The 19,458-nt window shown below is 51.8% G+C and carries 29 protein-coding genes; 17 read left to right on the top strand and 12 right to left on the bottom strand.

Features of this window, described 5'->3' with window-relative positions; translation table 11 throughout:
• Positions 1-5 precede the first annotated feature (5 nt).
• Complete coding sequence (locus tag SIB56_RS08365; protein WP_413323515.1) at positions 6-2,084, bottom strand: glycogen debranching protein; 2,079 nt, start codon at positions 2,082-2,084, stop codon at positions 6-8.
• Positions 2,085-2,153: 69 nt separating this feature from the next.
• Between SIB56_RS08365 and SIB56_RS08360 the strand changes: the two genes are divergently transcribed.
• From SIB56_RS08360 to SIB56_RS08335, 6 genes are all read left to right on the top strand, one after another.
• Complete coding sequence (locus SIB56_RS08360) at positions 2,154-2,819, top strand: MBL fold metallo-hydrolase (RefSeq protein ID WP_413323514.1); 666 nt, start codon at positions 2,154-2,156, stop codon at positions 2,817-2,819.
• Between the two features lie 153 nt (positions 2,820-2,972).
• Positions 2,973-3,248, top strand: coding sequence for an HU family DNA-binding protein (locus SIB56_RS08355; RefSeq protein WP_006043393.1), 276 nt, complete (start codon positions 2,973-2,975; stop codon positions 3,246-3,248).
• A gap of 53 nt (positions 3,249-3,301) precedes the next feature.
• Positions 3,302-4,198, top strand: a complete 897-nt coding sequence (gene gluQRS, locus SIB56_RS08350) for a tRNA glutamyl-Q(34) synthetase GluQRS (protein WP_413323513.1) — start codon at positions 3,302-3,304, stop codon at positions 4,196-4,198.
• A 63-nt stretch (positions 4,199-4,261) separates the two neighbouring features.
• Positions 4,262-4,486 (top strand): hypothetical protein, encoded by a 225-nt coding sequence (locus SIB56_RS08345; RefSeq protein WP_413323512.1) that lies wholly within the window; start codon positions 4,262-4,264, stop codon positions 4,484-4,486.
• A 222-nt stretch (positions 4,487-4,708) separates the two neighbouring features.
• Positions 4,709-5,005 carry a hypothetical protein gene (locus tag SIB56_RS08340; protein ID WP_413323511.1) on the top strand — a complete coding sequence of 99 codons (297 nt, stop codon included), beginning with the start codon at positions 4,709-4,711 and terminating at the stop codon, positions 5,003-5,005.
• A gap of 61 nt (positions 5,006-5,066) precedes the next feature.
• Complete coding sequence (locus SIB56_RS08335) at positions 5,067-5,312, top strand: lactate dehydrogenase (protein WP_413327237.1); 246 nt, start codon at positions 5,067-5,069, stop codon at positions 5,310-5,312.
• Positions 5,313-5,408: 96 nt separating this feature from the next.
• Here the strand turns inward: SIB56_RS08335 and SIB56_RS08330 are convergent, their stop codons facing one another.
• Positions 5,409-6,065: an alpha/beta fold hydrolase gene (locus SIB56_RS08330; protein ID WP_413323510.1), complete on the bottom strand. Its 657-nt coding sequence runs from the start codon at positions 6,063-6,065 to the stop codon at positions 5,409-5,411.
• Between SIB56_RS08330 and SIB56_RS08325 the strand changes: the two genes are divergently transcribed.
• The 3 genes from SIB56_RS08325 to SIB56_RS08315 all read left to right on the top strand — a co-directional run bounded on the left by SIB56_RS08325 (position 6,064) and on the right by SIB56_RS08315 (position 8,013).
• Entirely contained in the window at positions 6,064-6,510 is a 447-nt protein-coding gene (locus SIB56_RS08325; RefSeq protein WP_413323508.1) for a hypothetical protein, read from the top strand. The genes SIB56_RS08330 and SIB56_RS08325 overlap by 2 nt on opposite strands.
• A gap of 45 nt (positions 6,511-6,555) precedes the next feature.
• Positions 6,556-6,855, top strand: a complete 300-nt coding sequence (gene psbF, locus SIB56_RS08320; RefSeq protein WP_413323507.1) for a cytochrome b559 subunit beta — start codon at positions 6,556-6,558, stop codon at positions 6,853-6,855.
• Positions 6,856-7,488: 633 nt separating this feature from the next.
• On the top strand, positions 7,489-8,013 hold the full coding sequence (locus SIB56_RS08315; RefSeq protein ID WP_413323506.1) for a pentapeptide repeat-containing protein: 525 nt from the start codon (positions 7,489-7,491) through the stop codon (positions 8,011-8,013).
• A gap of 40 nt (positions 8,014-8,053) precedes the next feature.
• Here the strand turns inward: SIB56_RS08315 and SIB56_RS08310 are convergent, their stop codons facing one another.
• Positions 8,054-8,251 carry a hypothetical protein gene (locus tag SIB56_RS08310; RefSeq protein ID WP_413323505.1) on the bottom strand — a complete coding sequence of 66 codons (198 nt, stop codon included), beginning with the start codon at positions 8,249-8,251 and terminating at the stop codon, positions 8,054-8,056.
• Between the two features lie 654 nt (positions 8,252-8,905).
• Between SIB56_RS08310 and SIB56_RS08305 the strand changes: the two genes are divergently transcribed.
• The 3 genes from SIB56_RS08305 (at position 8,906) to SIB56_RS08295 (ending at position 10,217) form a co-directional block, all read left to right on the top strand.
• The gene (locus tag SIB56_RS08305) at positions 8,906-9,262 is read left to right on the top strand and encodes a hypothetical protein (protein ID WP_413323504.1); all 357 of its coding nucleotides are present in this window, start codon (positions 8,906-8,908) and stop codon (positions 9,260-9,262) included.
• 188 nt (positions 9,263-9,450) lie between these two features.
• A complete protein-coding gene (locus SIB56_RS08300) occupies positions 9,451-9,690 on the top strand; it encodes a hypothetical protein (RefSeq protein WP_413323503.1) in 240 nt (79 codons plus the stop codon).
• Between the two features lie 167 nt (positions 9,691-9,857).
• Positions 9,858-10,217, top strand: coding sequence for a hypothetical protein (locus SIB56_RS08295; protein WP_413323502.1), 360 nt, complete (start codon positions 9,858-9,860; stop codon positions 10,215-10,217).
• 407 nt (positions 10,218-10,624) lie between these two features.
• Here SIB56_RS08295 and SIB56_RS08290 read toward each other — a convergent pair whose 3' ends face one another.
• On the bottom strand, positions 10,625-10,855 hold the full coding sequence (locus tag SIB56_RS08290; RefSeq protein WP_413323501.1) for a hypothetical protein: 231 nt from the start codon (positions 10,853-10,855) through the stop codon (positions 10,625-10,627).
• 134 nt (positions 10,856-10,989) lie between these two features.
• Positions 10,990-11,244: a hypothetical protein gene (locus SIB56_RS08285; protein WP_413323500.1), complete on the bottom strand. Its 255-nt coding sequence runs from the start codon at positions 11,242-11,244 to the stop codon at positions 10,990-10,992.
• Positions 11,245-11,312: 68 nt separating this feature from the next.
• Here SIB56_RS08285 and SIB56_RS08280 point away from each other — a divergent pair, with 68 nt between their 5' ends.
• Both SIB56_RS08280 and SIB56_RS08275 read left to right on the top strand, forming a co-directional pair.
• A complete protein-coding gene (locus SIB56_RS08280) occupies positions 11,313-11,624 on the top strand; it encodes a hypothetical protein (protein WP_413323499.1) in 312 nt (103 codons plus the stop codon).
• Positions 11,625-11,984: 360 nt separating this feature from the next.
• Positions 11,985-12,230: a hypothetical protein gene (locus SIB56_RS08275; protein WP_413323498.1), complete on the top strand. Its 246-nt coding sequence runs from the start codon at positions 11,985-11,987 to the stop codon at positions 12,228-12,230.
• A 21-nt stretch (positions 12,231-12,251) separates the two neighbouring features.
• Here the strand turns inward: SIB56_RS08275 and SIB56_RS08270 are convergent, their stop codons facing one another.
• On the bottom strand, positions 12,252-12,488 hold the full coding sequence (locus SIB56_RS08270) for a hypothetical protein (protein WP_413323497.1): 237 nt from the start codon (positions 12,486-12,488) through the stop codon (positions 12,252-12,254).
• Between the two features lie 147 nt (positions 12,489-12,635).
• On the opposite strand from SIB56_RS08270, the gene SIB56_RS08265 reads away from it, so the two are divergent.
• A complete protein-coding gene (locus SIB56_RS08265) occupies positions 12,636-12,821 on the top strand; it encodes a hypothetical protein (RefSeq protein ID WP_413323496.1) in 186 nt (61 codons plus the stop codon).
• Between the two features lie 299 nt (positions 12,822-13,120).
• On the opposite strand, the gene SIB56_RS08260 is transcribed toward SIB56_RS08265, so the two are convergent.
• On the bottom strand, positions 13,121-13,444 hold the full coding sequence (locus tag SIB56_RS08260; RefSeq protein ID WP_413323495.1) for a DUF3104 domain-containing protein: 324 nt from the start codon (positions 13,442-13,444) through the stop codon (positions 13,121-13,123).
• 1,495 nt (positions 13,445-14,939) lie between these two features.
• On the opposite strand from SIB56_RS08260, the gene psbN reads away from it, so the two are divergent.
• The gene (gene psbN, locus SIB56_RS08255) at positions 14,940-15,260 is read left to right on the top strand and encodes a photosystem II reaction center protein PsbN (RefSeq protein WP_413323494.1); all 321 of its coding nucleotides are present in this window, start codon (positions 14,940-14,942) and stop codon (positions 15,258-15,260) included.
• The gene (locus SIB56_RS08250) at positions 15,196-15,498 is read left to right on the top strand and encodes a helix-turn-helix transcriptional regulator (RefSeq protein ID WP_413323493.1); all 303 of its coding nucleotides are present in this window, start codon (positions 15,196-15,198) and stop codon (positions 15,496-15,498) included. Before psbN ends, SIB56_RS08250 begins: the two co-directional genes overlap by 65 nt.
• Before the next feature lie 279 nt (positions 15,499-15,777).
• On the opposite strand, the gene SIB56_RS08245 is transcribed toward SIB56_RS08250, so the two are convergent.
• From SIB56_RS08245 to SIB56_RS08225, 5 genes are all read right to left on the bottom strand, one after another.
• A complete protein-coding gene (locus tag SIB56_RS08245; protein WP_413323492.1) occupies positions 15,778-16,080 on the bottom strand; it encodes a DUF1330 domain-containing protein in 303 nt (100 codons plus the stop codon).
• Positions 16,081-16,655: 575 nt separating this feature from the next.
• Positions 16,656-16,814, bottom strand: a complete 159-nt coding sequence (locus SIB56_RS08240) for a metallothionein (RefSeq protein WP_413323491.1) — start codon at positions 16,812-16,814, stop codon at positions 16,656-16,658.
• A gap of 123 nt (positions 16,815-16,937) precedes the next feature.
• Complete coding sequence (locus tag SIB56_RS08235) at positions 16,938-17,087, bottom strand: hypothetical protein (RefSeq protein WP_413323490.1); 150 nt, start codon at positions 17,085-17,087, stop codon at positions 16,938-16,940.
• Between the two features lie 328 nt (positions 17,088-17,415).
• The gene (locus SIB56_RS08230; protein WP_413323489.1) at positions 17,416-17,997 is read right to left on the bottom strand and encodes a glutathione S-transferase family protein; all 582 of its coding nucleotides are present in this window, start codon (positions 17,995-17,997) and stop codon (positions 17,416-17,418) included.
• A gap of 706 nt (positions 17,998-18,703) precedes the next feature.
• Positions 18,704-19,378, bottom strand: a complete 675-nt coding sequence (locus SIB56_RS08225; protein ID WP_413323488.1) for a response regulator transcription factor — start codon at positions 19,376-19,378, stop codon at positions 18,704-18,706.
• Between the last annotated feature and the right edge of the window lie 80 nt (positions 19,379-19,458).

Below are 19,458 nucleotides of genomic sequence, written 5' to 3'. Positions count from 1 at the left end.
AGCATTCACAGCTCGAGGCTGCCTGCATATTCACGCGCCACCATCACCACCAGGCTTCTGGCTTCCAACGGCACCCCCTGCGGACTCCAGGACTCCAGCGTCTTGGGAAGGTCTTCACCCGGAGGGAGTGCCGTGTCGATCAGTCGGTGCCACGGAGATGAAGGCTCTGGAAGATCGAAGTGCATGGACTTGAAGTAGGCATTGAAACCGGCCCAGAGCACAGCTCCTCTGCCGCCGCGATGAATACTCATCGCCAGGCAGTGAGACCAGCTCGCCCAGTCGGGTTTGCCCAGTTCAACCCCATGCCACTGGCGCCACCAGCCATCGGGATCGCCGCTGCGGCGCTTGGGGTTTTCGCTGTGACCGATCACCGGATTCAACACTTCGGCAAGTTGAGTGCGCACCTTCAGCAGGCGCTGCACATAGATGAGCAGTGCCTGGTCGCAGTGCTCATCTGACCAGATCATCCAGCTCAGTGGTGTGTCCTGGCACCAGGTGTTGTTGTTGCCTCCCTGGCTGCGACCCACTTCGTCGCCCATCAGAAGCATCGGCACACCGCGTGACAGCAGCAGCGTGCTCAGCATGTTCCGTTGCTGTCGCTTGCGCAGGGCGTTGATGGCATGGTCACTGCTGGGACCTTCCACACCGTGATTCCAGCTGGTGTTGTGATTCTCACCGTCGCGGTTGTTCTCACCGTTGGCGAGGTTGTGCTTGCTGTTGAAGCTCACCAGATCCAGCAGGGTGAATCCATCGTGGGCTGTGATCAGATTCACCGAATTGCCCAGACCCGCTGGCTTGCCGCCATAGAGGTCAGGGCTGCTGCGCAGACGCTGGGCCAGGGGCCAGGTGCTGTCGTCATCGCCTTTCCAGAAGCTGCGCACGGCATCACGAAAGCGGCCGTTCCAGGTCCCGATGCGCTTGGCAGGGAAGTCACTCAGCCGATAGAGGCCCCCGCAGTCCCAGGGCTCGCTTACCAGCTTCAAGTCACTGAGCAGCGGATCCGCCTCCATCGCTTCGAATAATGCCGGTTTGTCAAGCGGTTTCAGCCCCTCTCCCCGGCTCAGGGCGATGCCGAGATCAAACCGAAATCCATCCACGCCCAGTTCCAGTGCCCAGCAGCGCAGTGATTCCAAAATCAGTTCCCGGCTGAGGGGCTGGTGCGCTGCGATCGAGTTGCCGCAGCCACTCACATCGAGGTAGTCGCCTTTCTCGTTCTGGTGGTAATAGGTGCGATCGGCGAAGCCTCTCCAGCTCAGTGTGGGCCCTGCAACATTGCCTTCGGTGGTGTGGTTGTAGACAACATCCAGCAACACCTCCAGCCCGGCGTCGTGACAGGCCGCCACCAGCTCCCGCATCTGCTTCCTGGCCTGCATCGGATCGTCGCCGCTGACATAGCCCTGGTGAGGAGCGAACCAGCTCAGTGGGCTGTACCCCCAGACGTTGTCCCGGCCCGGTGGCGCATCCTGCGGATCGAAGGCCTGGACAGGCAGCAGTTCGATCGTGGTGATCCCAAGCCGCTTGAGGTAAGGGATCTTGTCGATCACTCCCAGCAGACTGCCCTGTAGGAGCGTGGCCACGTCGCTGTCGCCGCGACGGGTGAAGCAACCCACATGCAGCTCATAGATCACTGTCTGCTGCCAGCTGTGCCGTGGCCTTGGGTGTGCATCGAAATCGAAGCGGTCCCGCTCGCAGACCACTCCCTTGAGGCAGCAATCGGTGTTCGGTGATGCAGCGGTGGCGGCCTCGCGTCTGTAAACCGACCAGCCTGTGATGGCTCGGGCACAGGGATCCAGAAGCACTTTTGCCGGGCGGAAGCCATGGCCTCCCCGCGCGAGCGGTCCGAACACCCTGTAGCCGTAGCAGCAGCCAGGCTTCAACCCTTCGACCTCCACATGCCAGTAGTCACCGGAGCGGTGTTTGCTGTCATCCAGATCGATCAGCTGCTCAGGGCTGCTTGCCTCGCCCGTGGCGAAAATCAGCAGTTCCACCCGATTGGCGCCGGGGGCCGCCACGGAGAAATTCACGCCATGGGCGGTGATGCTGCTGCCAAGAGGCCAGGGCTTGCCACGCCGGATCGTGCTCAAAGATCCTCTCCCAGGCGGCAGGTGATGCCTTCAAAGTAGTGACAGCTCCGGTGAATCATCGTGTCTGTGATGACCTCCTCGCTGGAGTCAGGCCGGCCCCCACTGCAGATCAGGCCTGATCTTTGGCTCTTCCCCCCCAACCGTGACTGCCGTGGAGGATCGTCCTGGTGGCTTGATGTGGATCCCGAGCCCGTTCTCATCGACTGCCCTCCGCTCACCGAAGCCTCTCTGGATGCTCTGCGCGACTTGGCTCGAGGCCGGTGCGCCCGCATCCTGCTCACCAGCCGTGAGGGGCATGGACGACTGCGGCGTCTGCAGGAGCGGTTTCCATGGCCCGTGTTGCTGCAGGAACAGGAGGCTTATCTGCTTCCGGGCGTTCGGCAGCTCGAGACATTTACAGAGGAAACCAGCACCGTGTCTGGATTGCGATTGCTGTGGACACCAGGGCCAACCCCCGGGCATGCCGTTGTGCATGCCTCTGGGGCGGTGAATGTGCTGTTCTGCGGACGTTTGCTTGTGCCGGTTGCAAAGCATCAACTGGCACCAATGCAGCACCGACGCACCTTTCACTGGCCTCGTCAGTTGCGCAGCTTGCGACGTCTTCACCAGTGGCTTCCTTCAGAAGCTGCTCCAGCACTGGCTTCTGGGGCAGGTCTAGGGGCTCTGAACGGCGAATATCTGGTGCCGTTCAGCAGCTGGAATCAGGCGGCTGAAGCAGCATTTGACACGTTGTGATCCTCATGAGATTTGGTGAAAGCATTGCGGCACGGTCTTTTTCGGTTGCAGCACAGCGATTGTCTCCATACGATTGGCGCGCTCAGGGAAGCCGTGCGGATGTCGACCTCCGCATCGTCGATCCAACCGCTTCCGCCACTTTCCCCCCACCCAATGAACAAAGCTGACCTCGTCAACCTGGTTGCCGCCCGCACCGAGCTCACCAAGACCGATGTGTCTCTGGTGGTGGACGCCGCCATCGAAACCATCATCGATTCCGTTGTGGAGGGCAAAAAAGTCTCCATCCTCGGTTTCGGTTCCTTCGAGCCTCGTGAGCGCTCTGCCCGTCAGGGTCTGAACCCCAAGACCGGCGAGAAGATCAAGATTCCCGCCAAGCGCGTGCCTGCTTTCACCGCCGGCAAGATGTTCAAGGATCGCGTTCAGGGCTGAGTTTCTTTTTGAACTCTTGATCGGGGTGGTCCTGTAGGGCCACCCTTTCTTGTGTGAATCTTCCTGATCATCTTCGGGCTGTCTTGGAGAGTGGCCGGCAGAAGCGTCTCCTCGGTTACCGGGGTCGTTTCGCTCCGACACCTTCTGGTCCTCTGCATCTGGGCAACCTGCGTACGGCCCTGATCTCCTGGCTGCAGGCTCGTCTCAACAACGGTGAATGGTTGCTGCGGATTGATGATCTCGACACGCCTCGTATCCGCCAAGGAGCGACTGAGTCCGCTCTCGCCGATCTGCGCTGGCTTGGCCTGACCTGGGATGGTCCGGTGATCATGCAGAGCCGGAGACTCGGGCTCTATGACTCCTGCCTCTCAGCCCTGCGGGGAGAGCAGATGATCTATCCCTGCCGCTGCAGCCGTCGCCAGCTGGGAGCCGGTCGTCGTTACCCGGGAACCTGTCGCGATATGGCCCGAGGCTGGGGCCTGCAGGACGGACGTCTGCCGGCCTGGAGATTGAAGGTGAAAGCTGTGGATGAACCACGCTGCGGTGATCTGGTTCTGCGCCGATCCGATGGCTTCATCGCCTATCACCTTTCAACGGTGGTGGACGAGCTGGCACTGGGCATCACCGAGGTGGTGCGGGGCTCGGATCTGGCTGCGGTGTGTATCGCCCAACAGGCGGTGATTGCCTCGCTGGAGGAGCACCCCCCCAGCTACCGACATACACCGCTGCTCTGCGATTCGGAGGGTCAGAAGCTTTCCAAGCGTGAGCGGGCAGCAGGGCTGGCAGCTCTTCAGGAGAAGCAGTGGTCATCGCAGCAGGTGGTGGGATGGCTGGCCGCTTCGTTGGGCTTGGTCGATCAGCACTGCTCCTTATCGGCTAGTGAGCTGCTGCAAGAGATTCGGGCCCGACCCGTTCCGCTGCAGAGATGTTGGGATCAGCCGGATTCTTAAGGAAGCCTTCGGGATCGAAGGGGGCTCCAGCTCCCACACTGAAGAGGCGTTTTTGGCTCGGTCATGGCGATCTGCTCCAGCTGCGGCGGCAGTGGCATCAAACGCATCAACGAGCAGCGCTTCCGTACCTGTCAGGACTGTCTTGGAAGGGGTGAGCACCTACCAGACCAATCTTCCGCCGAATCAACATTTTCCGGACATTCCACCATTCATTCCCTTGATCAGAAACTCGGGCAATCCGCCGAGGTGGCTCTCAGGGGAGCGGCGTCTTCCGCTTCTGCCAGATGAAGAATGTGGCAGTCGCAATGACAGCCAGTAGTGGTACCGCAGTGAACAGCAACAGTGCGACAGCGGTCCAGTCGGTGTACATCCGATCAATGACTGATTGAAAGCATTCTTTCAGCTGATCTACGGACTCATGCCAGTCGTTTTCACCAGGTGCTTTTGAGAGTTCTGCTCACCGTTTCGACGTTTCATCCTTGGAGCAGCCCCTGCAGGGCAGTGATTCTGGTGACGATTGGTTCGTTACTCGCAGGCATCGATACCCCTGTGATTGCAGCATCCCTGGATCCTGTGAGGCAGCCACTGTTCGCATGTTTCCGCCGCTCCGATCCATCAAGTTGTGAGCGCGCTCTGATGCTCACAGAGGCGCTGCAGCAACGTGCAGCTGATCGTCAGCTTTATTCCTGTCAGACCCTCTTGCTGGGACTGCAGGCGGATGTGGTGATGACTCAGCTCGGTGAACAGCGAGTTAACAAGGCCGTGATCACGATGCGGGACAGTGAGCGTCTGTGTGCAGGCCTTTGATCAGTTCATCATCACGACCAGAATGGGATTTCATCCATCAACCGTCAGTAGTTTTTCGATGATGCGGATTGTGGTCGCGCTTGCGATCGGCGTCAGTGCGATCAGCTCTGCTCATGCGCAGGTGCGTTTCGATGATTGCCAGCCGGTTGCCGGTGGCGGAATCACCTGCAATACGGTCCCATACGGCAACACGCGTGCAGAAATGATTGAGGGTGAGTACGGCCTGATGGATCAAGCCAGTCCAGGTTGGGCGGAATACAACCCCTACGAGGGCTACGACGACATGCTCGGAGGCAACCAGACCTGAAGTTGATTGCATCGGCCTCAGCGAGAGAGTGATCCAATCAACTAATCAATCATTTCCTCCTCAGCCCATTGCTTGTGAGATTTCTTTTTCAAGAAATCAATGGCTGTTTCTTTGGGTCGATGCTGTCAGTCTGCCCAGAAAATCATTCACTTTCGTCACGGCCAGATTCAAGTTCTTTTGCTCGGTGTGGCCTGAGCGTCTGCGCGGCTTGAAGCTGTGATCACCATCAGGCATCCAGGCGAACTGCAATTGCGGTGACAGTGAATAATTTTCCACCTCTTCCCTTGAGCCCATCGCATCGCGGTCTCCCTGCACAATCAGGGTTGGGGTTTGCAGTTGCAACAAGTGTTCCACCCGCAGTGTCTTGGGCTTGCCGAGGGGGTGAAAGGGGTAACCGAGACAGATGCATCCGAGAATCCTGCTTTCGCTGAATAATTCATCGGTAACCAAACTGGCGATTCTTCCTCCCATGGATTTACCGCCGATCACCAGCGGTTGACGCGTATGCAGAGATTGCACCTGACCGAGGAAACTTTGCAGAAGAATCTCGACCCTGTTCGGAGGTGTTCTACGGCCGCTGTTCCGTTGTTTTGCCATGTATGGAAATTCAAAGCGGATCACCTGCCACCCCTTCTCAGCCAGCCCTTGAGCCATCTGCGTCATGAAAGCAGTGTCCATACCAGCTCCGGCCCCGTGAGCCAGCAGCACGGTCGCTAGAGCAGTGTCAGGGCCGTTCACCAGCAGGTTGGGCATGATTCATCAGGCTGCAGGTGAGCCTCAGCCTGGCTGCGTCATGGTCATAAGTCTGAGCTGTGCTCTTTCAGGCCTGGCTCTTTTTGGCTGCGCACGCCTCAAAACTGTGATTCCAGTGAGCGACTCATTTCAGCCTGTCAACCCATCAAAATGTTGCTTCAGATCCCCGGGCTTGGCTTCCGCATTGCCTACTAGCTTGAAACATCTAAAACTTTTCGGCGTAAAAAGAAGAGCACCAGGTTGTTTTTATGCTGCCCGCTGTTGCATCAGCATTGACCAAGACCAGGAGCTGAATGCAGATTCAGTCAAATTGCGCACATCAATAGAGGCAAATGAGCGCCAAGGTCGCAAATATGTCATTTCGAAGCGAATGTCGCGGATGGCAAAAATGAATCAATCCAACTGCAGCATTAAAGCCAAAATCGTGCATCAATTAATACATTGAGGTGGCAGCACCCTTTTAGGGTTGATTTGCATTAGAACGGTTGTTGTGTTCAATTACAAAATTCTGTTGGTAGTCGCTCCAATAGCTTTTTCTGTTATTAGCACTGCATTTTGGCTTACTCGATGGGAAATCATCGTTTGGGGTAAACAGTTTTTTGGAGTCCCCTCGATTCAGAACCGTAAGGAATGGATTGACAGCCCTCTCGCGCCCTTTAAAAGGGAAGACGGCGGCTATCCGGTATTCACCGTGAGAACACTGGCGGTGAATGCGTTGGGAATTCCAACAGTATTTTTCCTCGGAGCTCTGGCGGCGATGCAATTTATTCGTAGAGCAACGCTTTACTGAACTATGGACTCATTCGAATTTCTGGAAGAGTTTGTTTTTGCAGCTGTCTATTTTTCAGCACTGATCTGGTTCTCCATGCATTTAGTGACTGGCTATATTTATTTGGTTGGATAGTTCCCTGTTGGTAAAAATTTGTTTTTTCTTTTCAGCCTGTTGCATAAAGTCAGCTTGGACTGTTGAGAATTATAGTTTGACATTGAACGCTTTATTGCATAGTTGAGGCGATGTTTTCAATGATGTTTTGCTCTTGAAGAGTGTAAATTGCTCTATAGAGTGCTGAATCAACACCCGCTTCTCCGCTGTGTATTCTCATAAGGGCTTGTCGAATTAGCTCAGCTAAAAGTGCTTGGGTCTGGTCTTCCATCCACGAAAAACCTCTAATTAATTATTGCTTCAATCACTACTTTTGCTTATCCATATTGGCCGCAGGGCTGCTACCAATGAGAGCGATGCCCGTACATTTTTTGCTTAGTGCTGCTTTATTTGTTTCATCCCAGCAGGTCATGTCGTCAAAGTGCCTTGCTTGCTTGCCTTAAGTTTTTTACTAGCTAGGAGTGCTTGATGAACTCAGTTAGTCGCGTTTTCAGGCAATTCTTTCAGATTTTCGCGCCAGTCCTGATCTGCACTCTGCTGTTGCTTCCTTCAGAGGTTTTGGCGATCTACCCGAGTGGTGGTGGTCTTCCAGATGATGGTTTGGATCGCAGTCTTCAGGGAAGTGATCAGGCTACTGAGGCTTTTAAAGAGAAATATCCCTTTTATGAGCGTGATGAAGATGGTAAGCCCATTACAAAGGAATTTGTAAAATATGACTTATCCAACTACGACCTCACCGGCCTTGATCTGAGAGGAGCCTTGTTCAGTGTGGCAACCCTGAAACGTGCTGATCTTGAAGGAGCCAATCTTGAAGGAAGCATTGCTTATGCAACGCACTTTGAAGAGGCAAATCTCACAAATGTGAATTTCAGAGATGCTGTTCTCACAAAAAGTTTCTTCATGGCGACAACAATTGATGGAGCTGATTTTTCAGGAGCAATTATCGATGCTCCGCAAAGAGAAGCAATGTGTTCCAGGGCTGCAGGCACCAATCCTGTAACTGGGGTTGAGACCTACGACAGTCTGGACTGCGTGAGTCTGAATGTGCGTGCAGGCAACACATAATTAGTCGAAATAGGTTGAAGTGCAACAATTTAGATCCTATTCAGCCATCTTTACCGATGCGTAATTGTCTTTGAATAACCTTTTGAAGGTGGTCAACTCTTCTCTCTAATTCTTCAATTCTTTGAGTGATCTCACTATTCGTCGACATTTTTTCGTCTTTTCTTCTTTGTTTCCCTTCATTCATCATTTCGGTGTAGGTCATCGCACTGTTTGCGTCACGGTTGTCTTCCGAAGCCATTGCGGCAGATTCTTGGTTCATTTTGATGGTGTTGCCGTCGCTGTGAATTGAAATCTAGTGCTTGTCAGTGACAGGACTGTTGACTTAATTGTTTTTTAAATTAATTGCACTAGTCACGTGTAAGATTAGTTTGCTTATTGTGATTGTTGATCGCCTGGTTTCAATAGTCCTGGCATTTTATTTGGCGGATGTATTCGCGTCCTGGAAAATCTTGAATCTCAGATTAATGTTATAGCAGCATGTTCAATATAGCTAGAAGCCCTTTTCAGGAGTTTCAAACTCTCGGAACAGCGCACCAGCATCCTCTGTCTGATCCTGCTTGATCAGCTCACGGATACGAGCCTCCCACCATGGCCCAACGTTGGCCTCAGCATGTTGCAGAAATACTGGATCAGTGAATCCTGATTTCGCATCTTCAGATTTTTCGTGATGTCCCGACGACACATCATTACCAGGCTGTCGCGAAACTACCGCCTCAGCGGAGTATGGATGTATTGATCAAATCAAGTTCAAGTAGCGATTGCAGTCACAGGGTCTTGTGCAGAGACCAGGCGATCTTCTGTTTGGGCGTCTCTTTATTGTGGGGTCATCGGGGTGTGACTTTGCATCACTGCTCTGAAGCGCAATCCTGATGTCGTCAACCGTTTGAGTGTCATGAAGACTGCCCCAGTAATTGGACTTTTGGCGATGCTTGGTGTCAGCTTCAGCAGCCCTGCACTGGCCAATATCAAGGATGAGTTTCAACGTGCTCAGTCTTGTGACTATCACGCTGCTGAGTTTCTTAGTGATGTTGGGGTTTTCAACGATGCGAAGGTCCGTTTTTGCATCAGTGCCGATCGAAAAGAGTTGATCTACGTGATGGCGATGGGCACATCATGGGTGGTGCCATTTGATCGTCAGTATCGGGCGAATGGAATTCTCAGTTTTTACACTCTGGAGGGTGAAAGACTTGTTCTTTACCAGAAGCAGAACGGTGTGGTGAAAAGGAAATTGCTTGGGCGCAAGCGTTGAGCCCCTGGCTGCTGTTGGATTTATTGCTCATTCAAAATTCTGATTCGTTTCGTTGAGCTTCGTTCTCTTTGCAGTCTCGCTGTGTTTGTTTTTTAACAGACTTGGCTGCTCGTTGATGAAAGGCTTCCTGAAAGGTGATTTGAATGTCTAACCAAGCTCGGAATTCTCAACCGCCACGGCGCGGATCCATGCCTCCAACGCATCAGGATTCGACCAATGTAAAAATTGCTTCCACAACCTCGTTCACCGAAGAATGGCAGCCGAGCGAGTCTCAGCTTGAAAACCAGATCAACGCTGCCATCGAGGATATCCGCTCAACCCTTCAGGTTTTGCAGAGCGAGATTGGAGCTAGTGATCGCTATCTTCTGGGGCTCTTGGACTTGGTTGCTGATGATTACAAGGCACAGCTGCCAGCAGGTAACTCCTGATTGCAAGTTGGCGCCACTGTTTGGAGATCAAGTCACATCACAGCCCTCACCACGTTCAAGGCCGGCCATTGCTACAAAAGACCTGTCGATGTGCTGCAGATGACACTGGTCGGCCTCGCATCGGGGCGAAGATAGATGTTTAGTTCTCCAGTACGGAGTGTCTGTGCATGGTGATGCTTAGCGCTGTGATTGGTGTTTCACTCATTTTTTGGGTGACAGTCGGGTTCTTCAGCCACGTCAACTGGTTTGAGAGCGCGTTCAAGCGCGAGTCTGAGAAGATCGATCGTCAGCAGCTTGCGAGTCAGACGCAGAGTCAGCTCGGTGTCGGCAGTCTTACAGCCAAAAAGGGTTTTGTTGTTGCGTACTGGGACGACATCAATCGCTCGTTTTCGGCTGGTAACGCTCAGCAGGGTGAGCGTGGGCCGATTATTTTTGATCTAGCAGCCATTAATCTGGTGGCGTTCACATCAGTTTGTATGTTGGTGATTGTCAGCAAGGGACTCTTCCACTCCCTTGGTCTTATGTGACTGCTTTTTTGAAATATCAAGAATTGAGTCATTGTTTGTAGCTTGAATACATTATTAGCCTGACTGTTTGTCAAGTATGTTTTTAGTGTTATTAACCAATTTTCAAGGTGAATCGCGTTTTTGATTTATCTTGATGTTTTGCTTTTCGTCGTTTTTGATTGCTTCGAATTTAATTAGTCCGTCGTCGTTTTTTGCTGATCACATTGAAGCCGCGTGTTATTAACTTTTTGGGGCATTCTGAAAGACTGCAGATCTGTGCTGTTGCAGGAACTTCTGTTAGGGCCGTTAGTTCTAGACGATCAAGAGTGTGATCCGAGCAAAAGGTTCATTCTTGTTAAGTACTGATCTCTTGGTTTCATTGCCAGATCGCCCTGATACTGCAAAAGCACTATCAGGGTCTTTGTTGCTCACTTCTTTCTGCAATAGCCAGCGCCGATGTTCATCCACCCTTCCTTGCATGCTTCCCCATTGGTGGGCGCAACCTCGTAATAGATCGGGGATACGCAGGTTGTTCCCAATGTGTTGACGTATCCCAGAGGGCACTGATTGTGACCTTTTGCTTTGGGGATTTTTTTCTGTGCCAGTGCTTCTCCGGGGGCAAGCAGCACAGCAAGCAGCAGAAGCAGTGAGGGTTTCATGCGGGTTGTGAGGGGTGTTCTGGAGGTGTTTTAAGTCAGACCTCCCAGATCTAGCAACATGCGACGGAAGTCCAATTTTGAGAATCCTCCCCATTGCTGATCTGATACTGCCAGGGAAGCCATCAGAGTCTGGTTCAGGCGGCCTCTTGTTCAGAGGTGTCTTTCAAAGCCCTCTCCTGCAGCTGCTTCACTGCGGAAAGAGCTTCATGGGCAGGCCAGCCGTGCGTGTCCATTAGCTCCTTGACGAGGGAGTCGGGAGTTTCTGCAATGGATGCGTTCAGTTCAGCGACAACGTGGTGTTCCCGCGCCAGCGCATCCAATCGCAGTGATCGGAGTTGAAACACAGTCGGATGGTTCATCGACCCACTCTGCAGGTTGGTCAGCGCCATGAGCGAATTTCCTTGTCAAAGCAGCAATTGACCACCGGGGCAGCATTAGCCCCAGCAGACTGTCTGCCATGGATTTGAAGAAAGGCTTTTTTTCCCTACGATCAGAGCCTTTTCGCATCATTGCTGCGTCGAAAGCCTGGGGCTACGGTTCAGCCAGTACAAAGTCGATTCGTTTCGGCAAGCGAAGCATGACTGGATTGACGATCGGCAATCTTGAACTCGACGCTCTGACAACAACAGTTCTCGCTGTTGCAATGGTGATTTTTCTGGGAAGCTTTATTTTCGTTTCCAGAACCAACGATATGGTTGGGGCTCTGAAATCTTTGATTCCCAAAAAAAAGAACAGAAGACCCTTGCCTGGACCAGATGAACCACTCTGACTTTCTTTTGAATCGACAGAATCAGGAATTTAAATACATATCAAATGCATTCTGATGGTCGTGATTGATCGATTTTGAATCGAGAGGTCTCCTCATTCAAGACATATGCTTTCGCAGGCGTCAGTCGCAGACGTATGGATCTTTTGAGCACCCGGTTCAGGTCGCGATCAGCTCAAGCCAAAGAAGTCCGCTGAGCGAAAAGGCTGCAATGGCCAGTGAAAGCCAGTTCGCTTTGAGAGTGCGTGCCATTTCAATGTGGTGTTTGGATCAATAAAACGACCTCTGGGCTATTCCGCAAGTTTCTTGTCTGAGCGTCGAGGTCGGATCCACGGCCAGACTATGGACCGAATTACCGGCTCAATGGCGCAAGAGATCCCGCTACAAGAACAAGTGCGCAAGTGGTTTCGCAGTCACCTGCTTGGTCGTGAGGTGGAACTTCAGGACCTGTATGACCTGCCTCAGAGTGATCTCGATCTCTTGATGGCCGAGACCGCAGAGATCCGCTCTGACCCAGAAAATCGTGCCCGTAGCCATGGTCGTTGGTGTACAGCTGGCTACATCCTTGAGCTGGCAAGGATCATTGATGCCAGAAGAGCCACCGTTTGACGATCATCGACTGATTGGCTTTCACTGGGAGCTGCGGTCCATCAACTTGTTGAGAACTTTCATTTTGATGCTCGCTCGGTCTCTTTCCACATAAAGGGCCGCCCAGTGCTCGGGTTTGTTTTTCTGCTGGATGGTTTGAAGCTGATTCTCAACTTGTGCAAGTAGGCCTTCGACAAAGGCTTCAGGGTTATCTCCAAACGTGTCGTGGCGGCTTAGCAACTTGTCGAGCTTTTTGATCAGTTGCGTGGCGCGTGACATGAATACAGGCAGTCATTTTTTTGATCATGCTCCCTCGCCTGGTGCTGAAGTGCTCTCGATCCGCAATCGCTCATCGTTGCGGTGGTTGCATGATCAGCGGCACAGCTGCTGATCATCTAGAAGGTGTCACTCGACGATCATTCACCCATGCCTGATTCCATGCCACAGACCAGTGACTTCAATCCACTTTCCATGGTGGATATGTGGCAGGACATGCGTGCCCTGGTTGAGCAGTGGGAGTCGAAACACCATTCAAGTCCTGAGGATGCAGCTGTTGCTTTTCAGGAATTTTCCGCAGCTCTTGTGGATCAGGCCAAGACAACGCGAATCTGAGAATCCCTGCTGATTCCTGATCAGGTCATTGTCGTTTGTTCAGTAGGTGTGTTTGCTGAATGTGGTTCTCCTGCTGCAGCCCATCAACGTGTTGGCAATCCGCTTGAGTCAAAAGGGTTGCGAATTTCCACTAGCAGACGAAGCCGCTTTAAGGCAATGAGTATGTGATCTCAGGCACATGTTCCTTGCGATACACATACTGAAGGCAGGAGAGGCGTCGAGCACTTCTCCTTTGGTGATAGGTAGACGGAGGCCGCGAAGGCCTCCTTTTTTGTCTGACAGTTGCTGCCGCGAGTCGACTAATCCTCGAATCCATCCCAGCCTTCCTGGCCAATGCCGTCCAGACTGTGAAGAACATGGGTCACCTGAGTGGGGTGGACCCAGCGAATCGCACCATCGTCTACATCTGCAACCTGAAAAAGCTTGTTCAGCTTTGGATGTTCCGCTGCTCCTTCACAGAAGATGACCTGCCCAAGCCACCAGTTTTTTTCGCTGTCAACTTTTTCGCTTGCTGCTGTCAGCTCCCTGACGATGACGAACTGTCCGGGCCTGACGGACAGAAACGCGGAAGCGGCATCGATCACGTTTGAGGTGGGTGGTCCAAGCGGGGGATAAGTCGGCATGGAAGTACGTTTGTTCTGCCTCAGGTCTAACCCCGGTTTGGTGCCGGCGGAAAGAGTAAACACACGCACTTGCGAAGATTAGGTATTGCTCCCTCGCTGCCTCAGTGACTTGTCTTGTGCAACGCCAGGTTTCGCCTATTCCGGTGGTGCCAGAGGCAGCACCGGAGTCGCAGTTAGACGACCAATCGAACCTGTCAACGATTGGATGGCAAACATGGCACCGATGCATCCATCTGCTTGCCTCACTTGTTTCGATCACGAGGATGAATTGAGTCCTGATTCCTGAATTTGTGGTGCTTGCCAACAAATTGTCTTGTCCGGACGTGTCCAGGAAGCCCTCAGCTCTGTCAACAGTCGGCTGAAACGATGGAATCTCGAACGGGTGGGTCCTCAAGCGGCCCTGTTCTGCCCCCCTGATAGCTTTCGGTGGGCTTTGTCGGCCTTGCGAATAATCTTCTGAGCCTGTTCCCTCGTCAGACACTCTTCTGCCTTGACTTTGAGTTTGACGAGTTTGCGGTGCTGTTTGTCAGGATTCATCTATTTCACCTCCAATGCGAGACCTCAGCGCAAAGTGGCGGCGAGGAAAACTGGTCAATGCGAACATGCACATAATACAGGCACCATCAACTCAATCGAGTCGTTTCAGGGATTGCATTGCTGGTTGAGGGTGCTGCGCTCCAGATCGGTCTGCTGCACTGGTGAGACTGGAGCTTTGAGCGGTTTTGTGTGGTTCTTTGGGATCCCATCGTCATTCAAGACAGAAACAATAATGAAATGCCCCGTCGTGGGCAATGATTTGAAAATTCTTTTTTCGGAGTGGTGGTAATTGCTTGAAAACACCACGACTGTTCTGTCTAGAAACTTTTTGAATGTGATTGTCAACTCTAGACTTGAATTGTTGTCCATTCCCAACTTTTCATAGGTAGACGGTTCGGTCAGTTCTGTATTTGCTCTGTTACTGAGATCAGGGTGATCGAAGCATCAGATCTCTGTTGTCCGTGTGAAAATACCTGCTTTGATTCATCGCTGTTTTTTCACTGTGCTTTTCTGAGAAAGCTGGTCTCGGTCATTGCTGGCACCGCTATGCCTGCATCCATTGCATGAAGAGCATTCAAGATCGGATCCGCTTCGACCTGCCCGTCTGAACGAAGCCGGCTTTGCTTGAGAGCTGAATGCTTGACGGTTCAACGTTGATGGCGTACGTCAAGTGGCTTGCACCATGCCGTCAGGCGTGAGGACTGTAAGGAGTTCACTGAAGTTCGCTGAAGTTCCAAGAAGTTCTCAGTCGACGTGCTCAGGTCGGGCTCTTTTTTTCTTCAATCAAAAAGTTATCTTCAGTGTTGCTGCCGTGCGTTTCGCGCCGATCGAGCTCTTGTATTTGCTTACACGGGGATGCATCGTGTTGTCGGCTCTTCGGTCACATTCGTTTGAGCTTGGCAAAGAGAATTGACCCGCGAGTGTTAAGCCTAAAAGGCTGCTTTAATACCAATTGTAAATGCCTTGCGAAGCAATCGTCACAGCAAGGCGGTTTGGAGCCGCCAGAATTGTTTTATTGATATTGAGTTTCATGGAGCTGGAAAGTTCTAATCTTTCGGCATATTTAATGATTGGTACATTGGCGGCCCTAGTGTTCGGCTCCCTTCTGTACGGGGTTTACATGGCTTTTGGGGCTGGGTCTGAGCAATTGACAGACCAGATCGAAGAGCACTCAAGACTGCACAAGCTCGGCATCGCGCATTCTCATCAGGGGAATGGTCGTGCCGTTGCTCGCGGAGGAGGACACTCTCATCATGACCACGATGTCGTCAAATCCTGAGTATCGATCTTCCACCTTCCCAACTCAATCATCAACAGCTTTGGCCAGCGACGCAGCCGCACCTCGGTTTCTAAGGCTTTCCCAGGTGATTGAAATGACAGGTGTCGGTAAAACGTTTATTTATACACACATGGAAAAGGGAAGTTTTCCGAAGCAGATTCAGATAAGCCCTCGAACTGTTGTGTGGCTAGAGCAAGATATTATTGATTGGATGCAACAAAAAATTCGCAAATCTTAGATTAGTTTTATATAGTTTTTTGAACTCCAGTTTTTACGATAAAAACTGGACTTTTTTGATTGTCTTGGAGTCTGGCTCGCCTAATCCGGCACTGCAGAGGAGGCGGTGCCGGGGTGCCCTAGACGACCAACCGCATCCTGTCGAGACCGCGATCAGGCTCTCAAATTGGCACGCAACTGTTGAACAGCCTGCATCACCTGCAGCGCGACGTTGAATGAAATGAAGCGTCTGGATTCGCGGTTGGTGTCGTTCGTTCACGGATTTGGTGAACGGTTGAGCTCAGTGTCTGAGTTTGTCGCCTTCTTCAAGAATGCTGAAACATGCATCACTGTTTGGTGTTCTCAGCCCAATCATCTCTTGGTATTCGGGGGCGTCATAGGCGGCTCTTGCTGCTTCAATGCTCGGAAATTCAATCAGAACAGTGAGATGTCCTGGATTGCCTTCCCTGACATCGGTATGAGCGTCCCTGATGAACATTTTTGCCCCACACTTTCCCAGATAGGGTTCAGCGGCTGCTGCATAGGCCATGAATCCTTTTGGATCGTTGATCGTGCCTGTAGCGAGCCAGTAGCCCTTGGCCATGGTCTGAATCGTCGGTCAAGAGAATTCTGGCCATGATCATTCACCGTCGCGATCAGTCAGTGACACGTCAGGCTGCGGTTGAGCCACTGGTGTGTCTTCAAGGAATGGAACTGTTGTTCCGCTATCTCTCAACGTCTGACAGACAGAAAGAGAGAAGCAGCAGAAGCGCTACGGCGATCAGCATCAGCTGTCGATGTTCATCTCATCATCACGAAAGCGGATATACACCGCGAGTACGAATATCCAGAACAAGGTCAAAAACGCAATCATGCTTCAGATCGGAACTGCGTTCACTCGTGAATGAGCAAGAGTATGACCTGATATGAGTATTTATACTGTGTTCTGCGAAACCTTGGCTTCCTCGGCGCTGCCTTGTGAGGCGTGGCTTTGTTGCTCTGAAGGCCTGCCCGTCCCTGCAGGGATTCTTCACCGTTGTATCTCCTCTGGTGCTGATCTTTTCTCAGAGGGGAGCGGCTAGCAAACCTCTCTGCAAGTCGTGATGGATAGGGCGGTAGACGTTGAGCTCAGGCAGAAGTAAGAGAGTCTTCACTCCTGTCTGTCGATCTGGTTCTTCTTCAGCAACAGTTGCAGCTGTTGCAACATTTTTCCTGACCTGCATGCCCATCAGCGCAGGGCTGTGAGCAATAGACCTTGCCGTTTTTCTCAACTGCGGACTGAGGTGCAACGGTGCAGCCGCAGGGCTCACAGGCACAAGTTGGATTGGTGATGGCCATAACAAGCTCCTGATTCTTCCTCTCATACTCGAGAACGTAGTTTGGTTCAATCACCCATCCGGGGGGGGCTTTGACGGCCGGGGTCAGTTCGAAGGCTCGTTCGGATCCAGCCCCCCCTGCTGATCAGCGGCTGCTGGGAATCACCGTCAGAGGTTCTCCGGTTCTGTTCTCGATGACGATGGTTTGACTTTTGCGTGTGGCGATTTTTTCCAGCGGTTCATGAATCACCAGACCTGCTCCAAAGATGCAAAGACCGGTGAAGGCGATTGACATGGGAAGAACCCAAGAGGCAGGTGCCTTCGGATGAGATCTAATCATGTGTTCATTCAATGGCTTTATTCATTGAACTGTTAAGGACGGATATGCAAAGAACAAATTGGTGCTCTCAGGTGTAGCAGGTTAATGACCTGGAATTATTTTCATTATTATTTCACTGCACTTTTTAGCAGATTGTTTTGATTGCTGAATGGGGAACGTAAATATTATTCATTCTATGAAACCAACTTCTGCATACGGCTACGTTAAAAAATTGATTGTTGGCTGATGTATTTGCTGCCTGTCAGAACATGAAACGTTGTGATGTGAATGAGCAGCTTTTGACTCAACTCATTCCCATAACTTTTCTATAGGCAGGACGTTGATTTGTCTCCTCAATGAGTGAATTGATCCTAGGATAGGAGCTGAGGTCTTCGTTTGGGAAAAACAATTTGATGTAGGCCAGATAAGCGGTTACAGCACAGTCAGCAGCCCCCCAGGCATGACCCACTAAAAAATTTTCGGATAGTTTGATGTTGAGTTGCTTCAAAAGCCTCGGCAGTACTTTCGTCTTCTGGTCGGGCACAAAGATGGCAAATGCCAGTGTTGAATTGGCGAAATGAGTCCACTGGCTGATCATGGATCTCTCATGAGCTGATGTTGCTTCGCCGCCGTGATGTTCAGCGAGGTGCAAAAGAATGGCACCCGATTCAAACAAAGTCACTGGCTTTCCATCTGCATCGAGTACTGAGTCATCGCGCATGGCCGGGAGTTTTCCGAAAGGGTTGATCGCCAGAAAGTCAGGCTGCATGTTCTGACCGCTACCCAGCGATAGTTCCACAAGCTCATAAGGAATCCCCTTTTCCTCCAGATACCAGCGCGGCATTGATGCCCTTGTCTGTGGGCCGCCATAGATTGTGATGGTCATTGTTCGACTGATTGAGCCTTTGTGAGATGTCTTATAGCTAGATGAGCCGAGTGGTTGCTTGTCAACGATCGGGGTGAACTCCAGTCACGTGTATTCGGTGGACGTTGTGGTTATTCGATTTCCTGTCTCTGAAGTCGCTGATTGGCAATCCTCCTGTCTCGAGAATCAGGAGTGATTCTTTTTCCATTCCAGAATGCGTTAGGGATGGTGTTTTGGTGATTTGCAGAGAGTAATGCGATGCTAAGTAAGAAAGTTTGGAAAAGTATCTGCGAGTCGTCTTTATGGAGAGGCAGTTTGAAAGATCGGATTGAATGGGAATATTATCGAAAGCAGCATGCGGGTGGGAAGCACAAAGTCATCAGGTTTGGAGAATGTAATCTGGTTGAATTTTCCAGGGATTAGTTGCCGAGTGGCGTCACTGGTCTCGGCCTGATCAGGCTCAGTGATCTGGGGATCAGGCCAATGGCCGATGGGCAACTGTATGAGCGCATCGTGACCGCAAATCGGGATTTAAGGTATAAAATTAGGTGGTAAATTGCTCGCCAGTTTTAGCTGCAAATGTATGAAGAATGGCTGAAAATTTAAGTTATGATTCCTGGAGTGGAAGCCAGTTGACAGGCAATGATTCAAAGCAAATATCCTCTTAGGTTGCCGTGATAATTGCATTCAAACTTTGGTGAAGAGCTCAGAGCTCAATCATCGAGCCTCAATGCAAATCGACCCCACGAATGGTCTGGATCACCCGTTCCGGTTTGATGTCTTCAAGCTTCTTACGCAGATAGCGCACATACACGTCCACCACGTTGTCATCTCCGAAATAGTCCTCTCCCCAGACATGTTGAATTAATTGGGCGCGGCTGAGTGCCTGGCGAGGGTTGCGGATGAAGCACTCCAGAAGATCAAACTCTCTCACGGTCAGATTCAGTTCTGTTCCTGCATAACAGCAGCTTCTCTCCGGTCCATTGAGTTTCAGGTCTCCGAAGCTGAGATGATCGGGCGTCACAACAATGCTGCGTCGCAGCAATGCTTTGACGCGGGCCAGTACTTCACGGATGTTGAAAGGCTTGGAGATGAAATCATCGGCACCTGCCTCGAGTGCGGCGATGCGATCGTCCATCTCATCTCTGGCGGTGATCATGATCACGGGAACCCTGTTCCCGGTTTCACGAAGCCGCCGGCAGAGATCCAGGCCGCTGATCATGGGCATGTTCCAGTCGAGAAGCGCCAGTGATGGCGGTTTTTCGCGGATTGCAGCCAAGGCTTTTGCGCCATCTTCACAGCAGATTGTGCTGTAGCCCTCCGCCTGGAGTTCCAACTCGAGAAGCATGAGGATATTGGCCTCATCATCGGCAACCAAGATGTCGACCTTGTTGTCCTTCATGCCACCGCCGTCTGGCGCCACCAACCTTAGGTAAGCCAATTTTTCGCGGCCATGCCTCACCGTGCCGCCTAATTTGAAAT

It is taken from the genome of Synechococcus sp. MIT S9503, from assembly GCF_047304175.1.
Taxonomy (GTDB): Bacteria; Cyanobacteriota; Cyanobacteriia; order PCC-6307; family Cyanobiaceae; genus Synechococcus_C.
This window is presented reverse-complemented; position numbering and strand designations above follow the sequence as displayed.

Excerpts from the sequence above, each read along its gene's own strand:
- SIB56_RS08360 (WP_413323514.1), top strand. The coding sequence starts at position 2,154 with ATGACCTCCTCGCTGGAGTCAGGCCGGCCCCCACTGCAGATCAGGCCT.
- SIB56_RS08355 (WP_006043393.1), top strand. The coding sequence starts at position 2,973 with ATGAACAAAGCTGACCTCGTCAACCTGGTTGCCGCCCGCACCGAGCTC.
- SIB56_RS08345 (WP_413323512.1), top strand. The coding sequence starts at position 4,262 with ATGGCGATCTGCTCCAGCTGCGGCGGCAGTGGCATCAAACGCATCAAC.
- SIB56_RS08335 (WP_413327237.1), top strand. The coding sequence starts at position 5,067 with ATGCGGATTGTGGTCGCGCTTGCGATCGGCGTCAGTGCGATCAGCTCT.
- SIB56_RS08325 (WP_413323508.1), top strand. The coding sequence starts at position 6,064 with ATGATTCATCAGGCTGCAGGTGAGCCTCAGCCTGGCTGCGTCATGGTC.
- SIB56_RS08330 (WP_413323510.1), bottom strand. The coding sequence starts at position 6,065 with ATGCCCAACCTGCTGGTGAACGGCCCTGACACTGCTCTAGCGACCGTG.
- SIB56_RS08310 (WP_413323505.1), bottom strand. The coding sequence starts at position 8,251 with ATGGCTTCGGAAGACAACCGTGACGCAAACAGTGCGATGACCTACACC.
- SIB56_RS08305 (WP_413323504.1), top strand. The coding sequence starts at position 8,906 with ATGAAGACTGCCCCAGTAATTGGACTTTTGGCGATGCTTGGTGTCAGC.
- SIB56_RS08300 (WP_413323503.1), top strand. The coding sequence starts at position 9,451 with ATGCCTCCAACGCATCAGGATTCGACCAATGTAAAAATTGCTTCCACA.
- SIB56_RS08295 (WP_413323502.1), top strand. The coding sequence starts at position 9,858 with ATGGTGATGCTTAGCGCTGTGATTGGTGTTTCACTCATTTTTTGGGTG.
- SIB56_RS08290 (WP_413323501.1), bottom strand. The coding sequence starts at position 10,855 with ATGAAACCCTCACTGCTTCTGCTGCTTGCTGTGCTGCTTGCCCCCGGA.
- SIB56_RS08285 (WP_413323500.1), bottom strand. The coding sequence starts at position 11,244 with ATGGCGCTGACCAACCTGCAGAGTGGGTCGATGAACCATCCGACTGTG.
- SIB56_RS08280 (WP_413323499.1), top strand. The coding sequence starts at position 11,313 with ATGGATTTGAAGAAAGGCTTTTTTTCCCTACGATCAGAGCCTTTTCGC.
- SIB56_RS08275 (WP_413323498.1), top strand. The coding sequence starts at position 11,985 with ATGGCGCAAGAGATCCCGCTACAAGAACAAGTGCGCAAGTGGTTTCGC.
- SIB56_RS08270 (WP_413323497.1), bottom strand. The coding sequence starts at position 12,488 with ATGTCACGCGCCACGCAACTGATCAAAAAGCTCGACAAGTTGCTAAGC.
- SIB56_RS08265 (WP_413323496.1), top strand. The coding sequence starts at position 12,636 with ATGCCTGATTCCATGCCACAGACCAGTGACTTCAATCCACTTTCCATG.
- SIB56_RS08260 (WP_413323495.1), bottom strand. The coding sequence starts at position 13,444 with ATGCCGACTTATCCCCCGCTTGGACCACCCACCTCAAACGTGATCGAT.
- psbN (WP_413323494.1), top strand. The coding sequence starts at position 14,940 with ATGCCTTGCGAAGCAATCGTCACAGCAAGGCGGTTTGGAGCCGCCAGA.
- SIB56_RS08250 (WP_413323493.1), top strand. The coding sequence starts at position 15,196 with ATGGTCGTGCCGTTGCTCGCGGAGGAGGACACTCTCATCATGACCACG.
- SIB56_RS08245 (WP_413323492.1), bottom strand. The coding sequence starts at position 16,080 with ATGGCCAAGGGCTACTGGCTCGCTACAGGCACGATCAACGATCCAAAA.
- SIB56_RS08240 (WP_413323491.1), bottom strand. The coding sequence starts at position 16,814 with ATGGCCATCACCAATCCAACTTGTGCCTGTGAGCCCTGCGGCTGCACC.
- SIB56_RS08235 (WP_413323490.1), bottom strand. The coding sequence starts at position 17,087 with ATGTCAATCGCCTTCACCGGTCTTTGCATCTTTGGAGCAGGTCTGGTG.
- SIB56_RS08230 (WP_413323489.1), bottom strand. The coding sequence starts at position 17,997 with ATGACCATCACAATCTATGGCGGCCCACAGACAAGGGCATCAATGCCG.
- SIB56_RS08225 (WP_413323488.1), bottom strand. The coding sequence starts at position 19,378 with ATGAAGGACAACAAGGTCGACATCTTGGTTGCCGATGATGAGGCCAAT.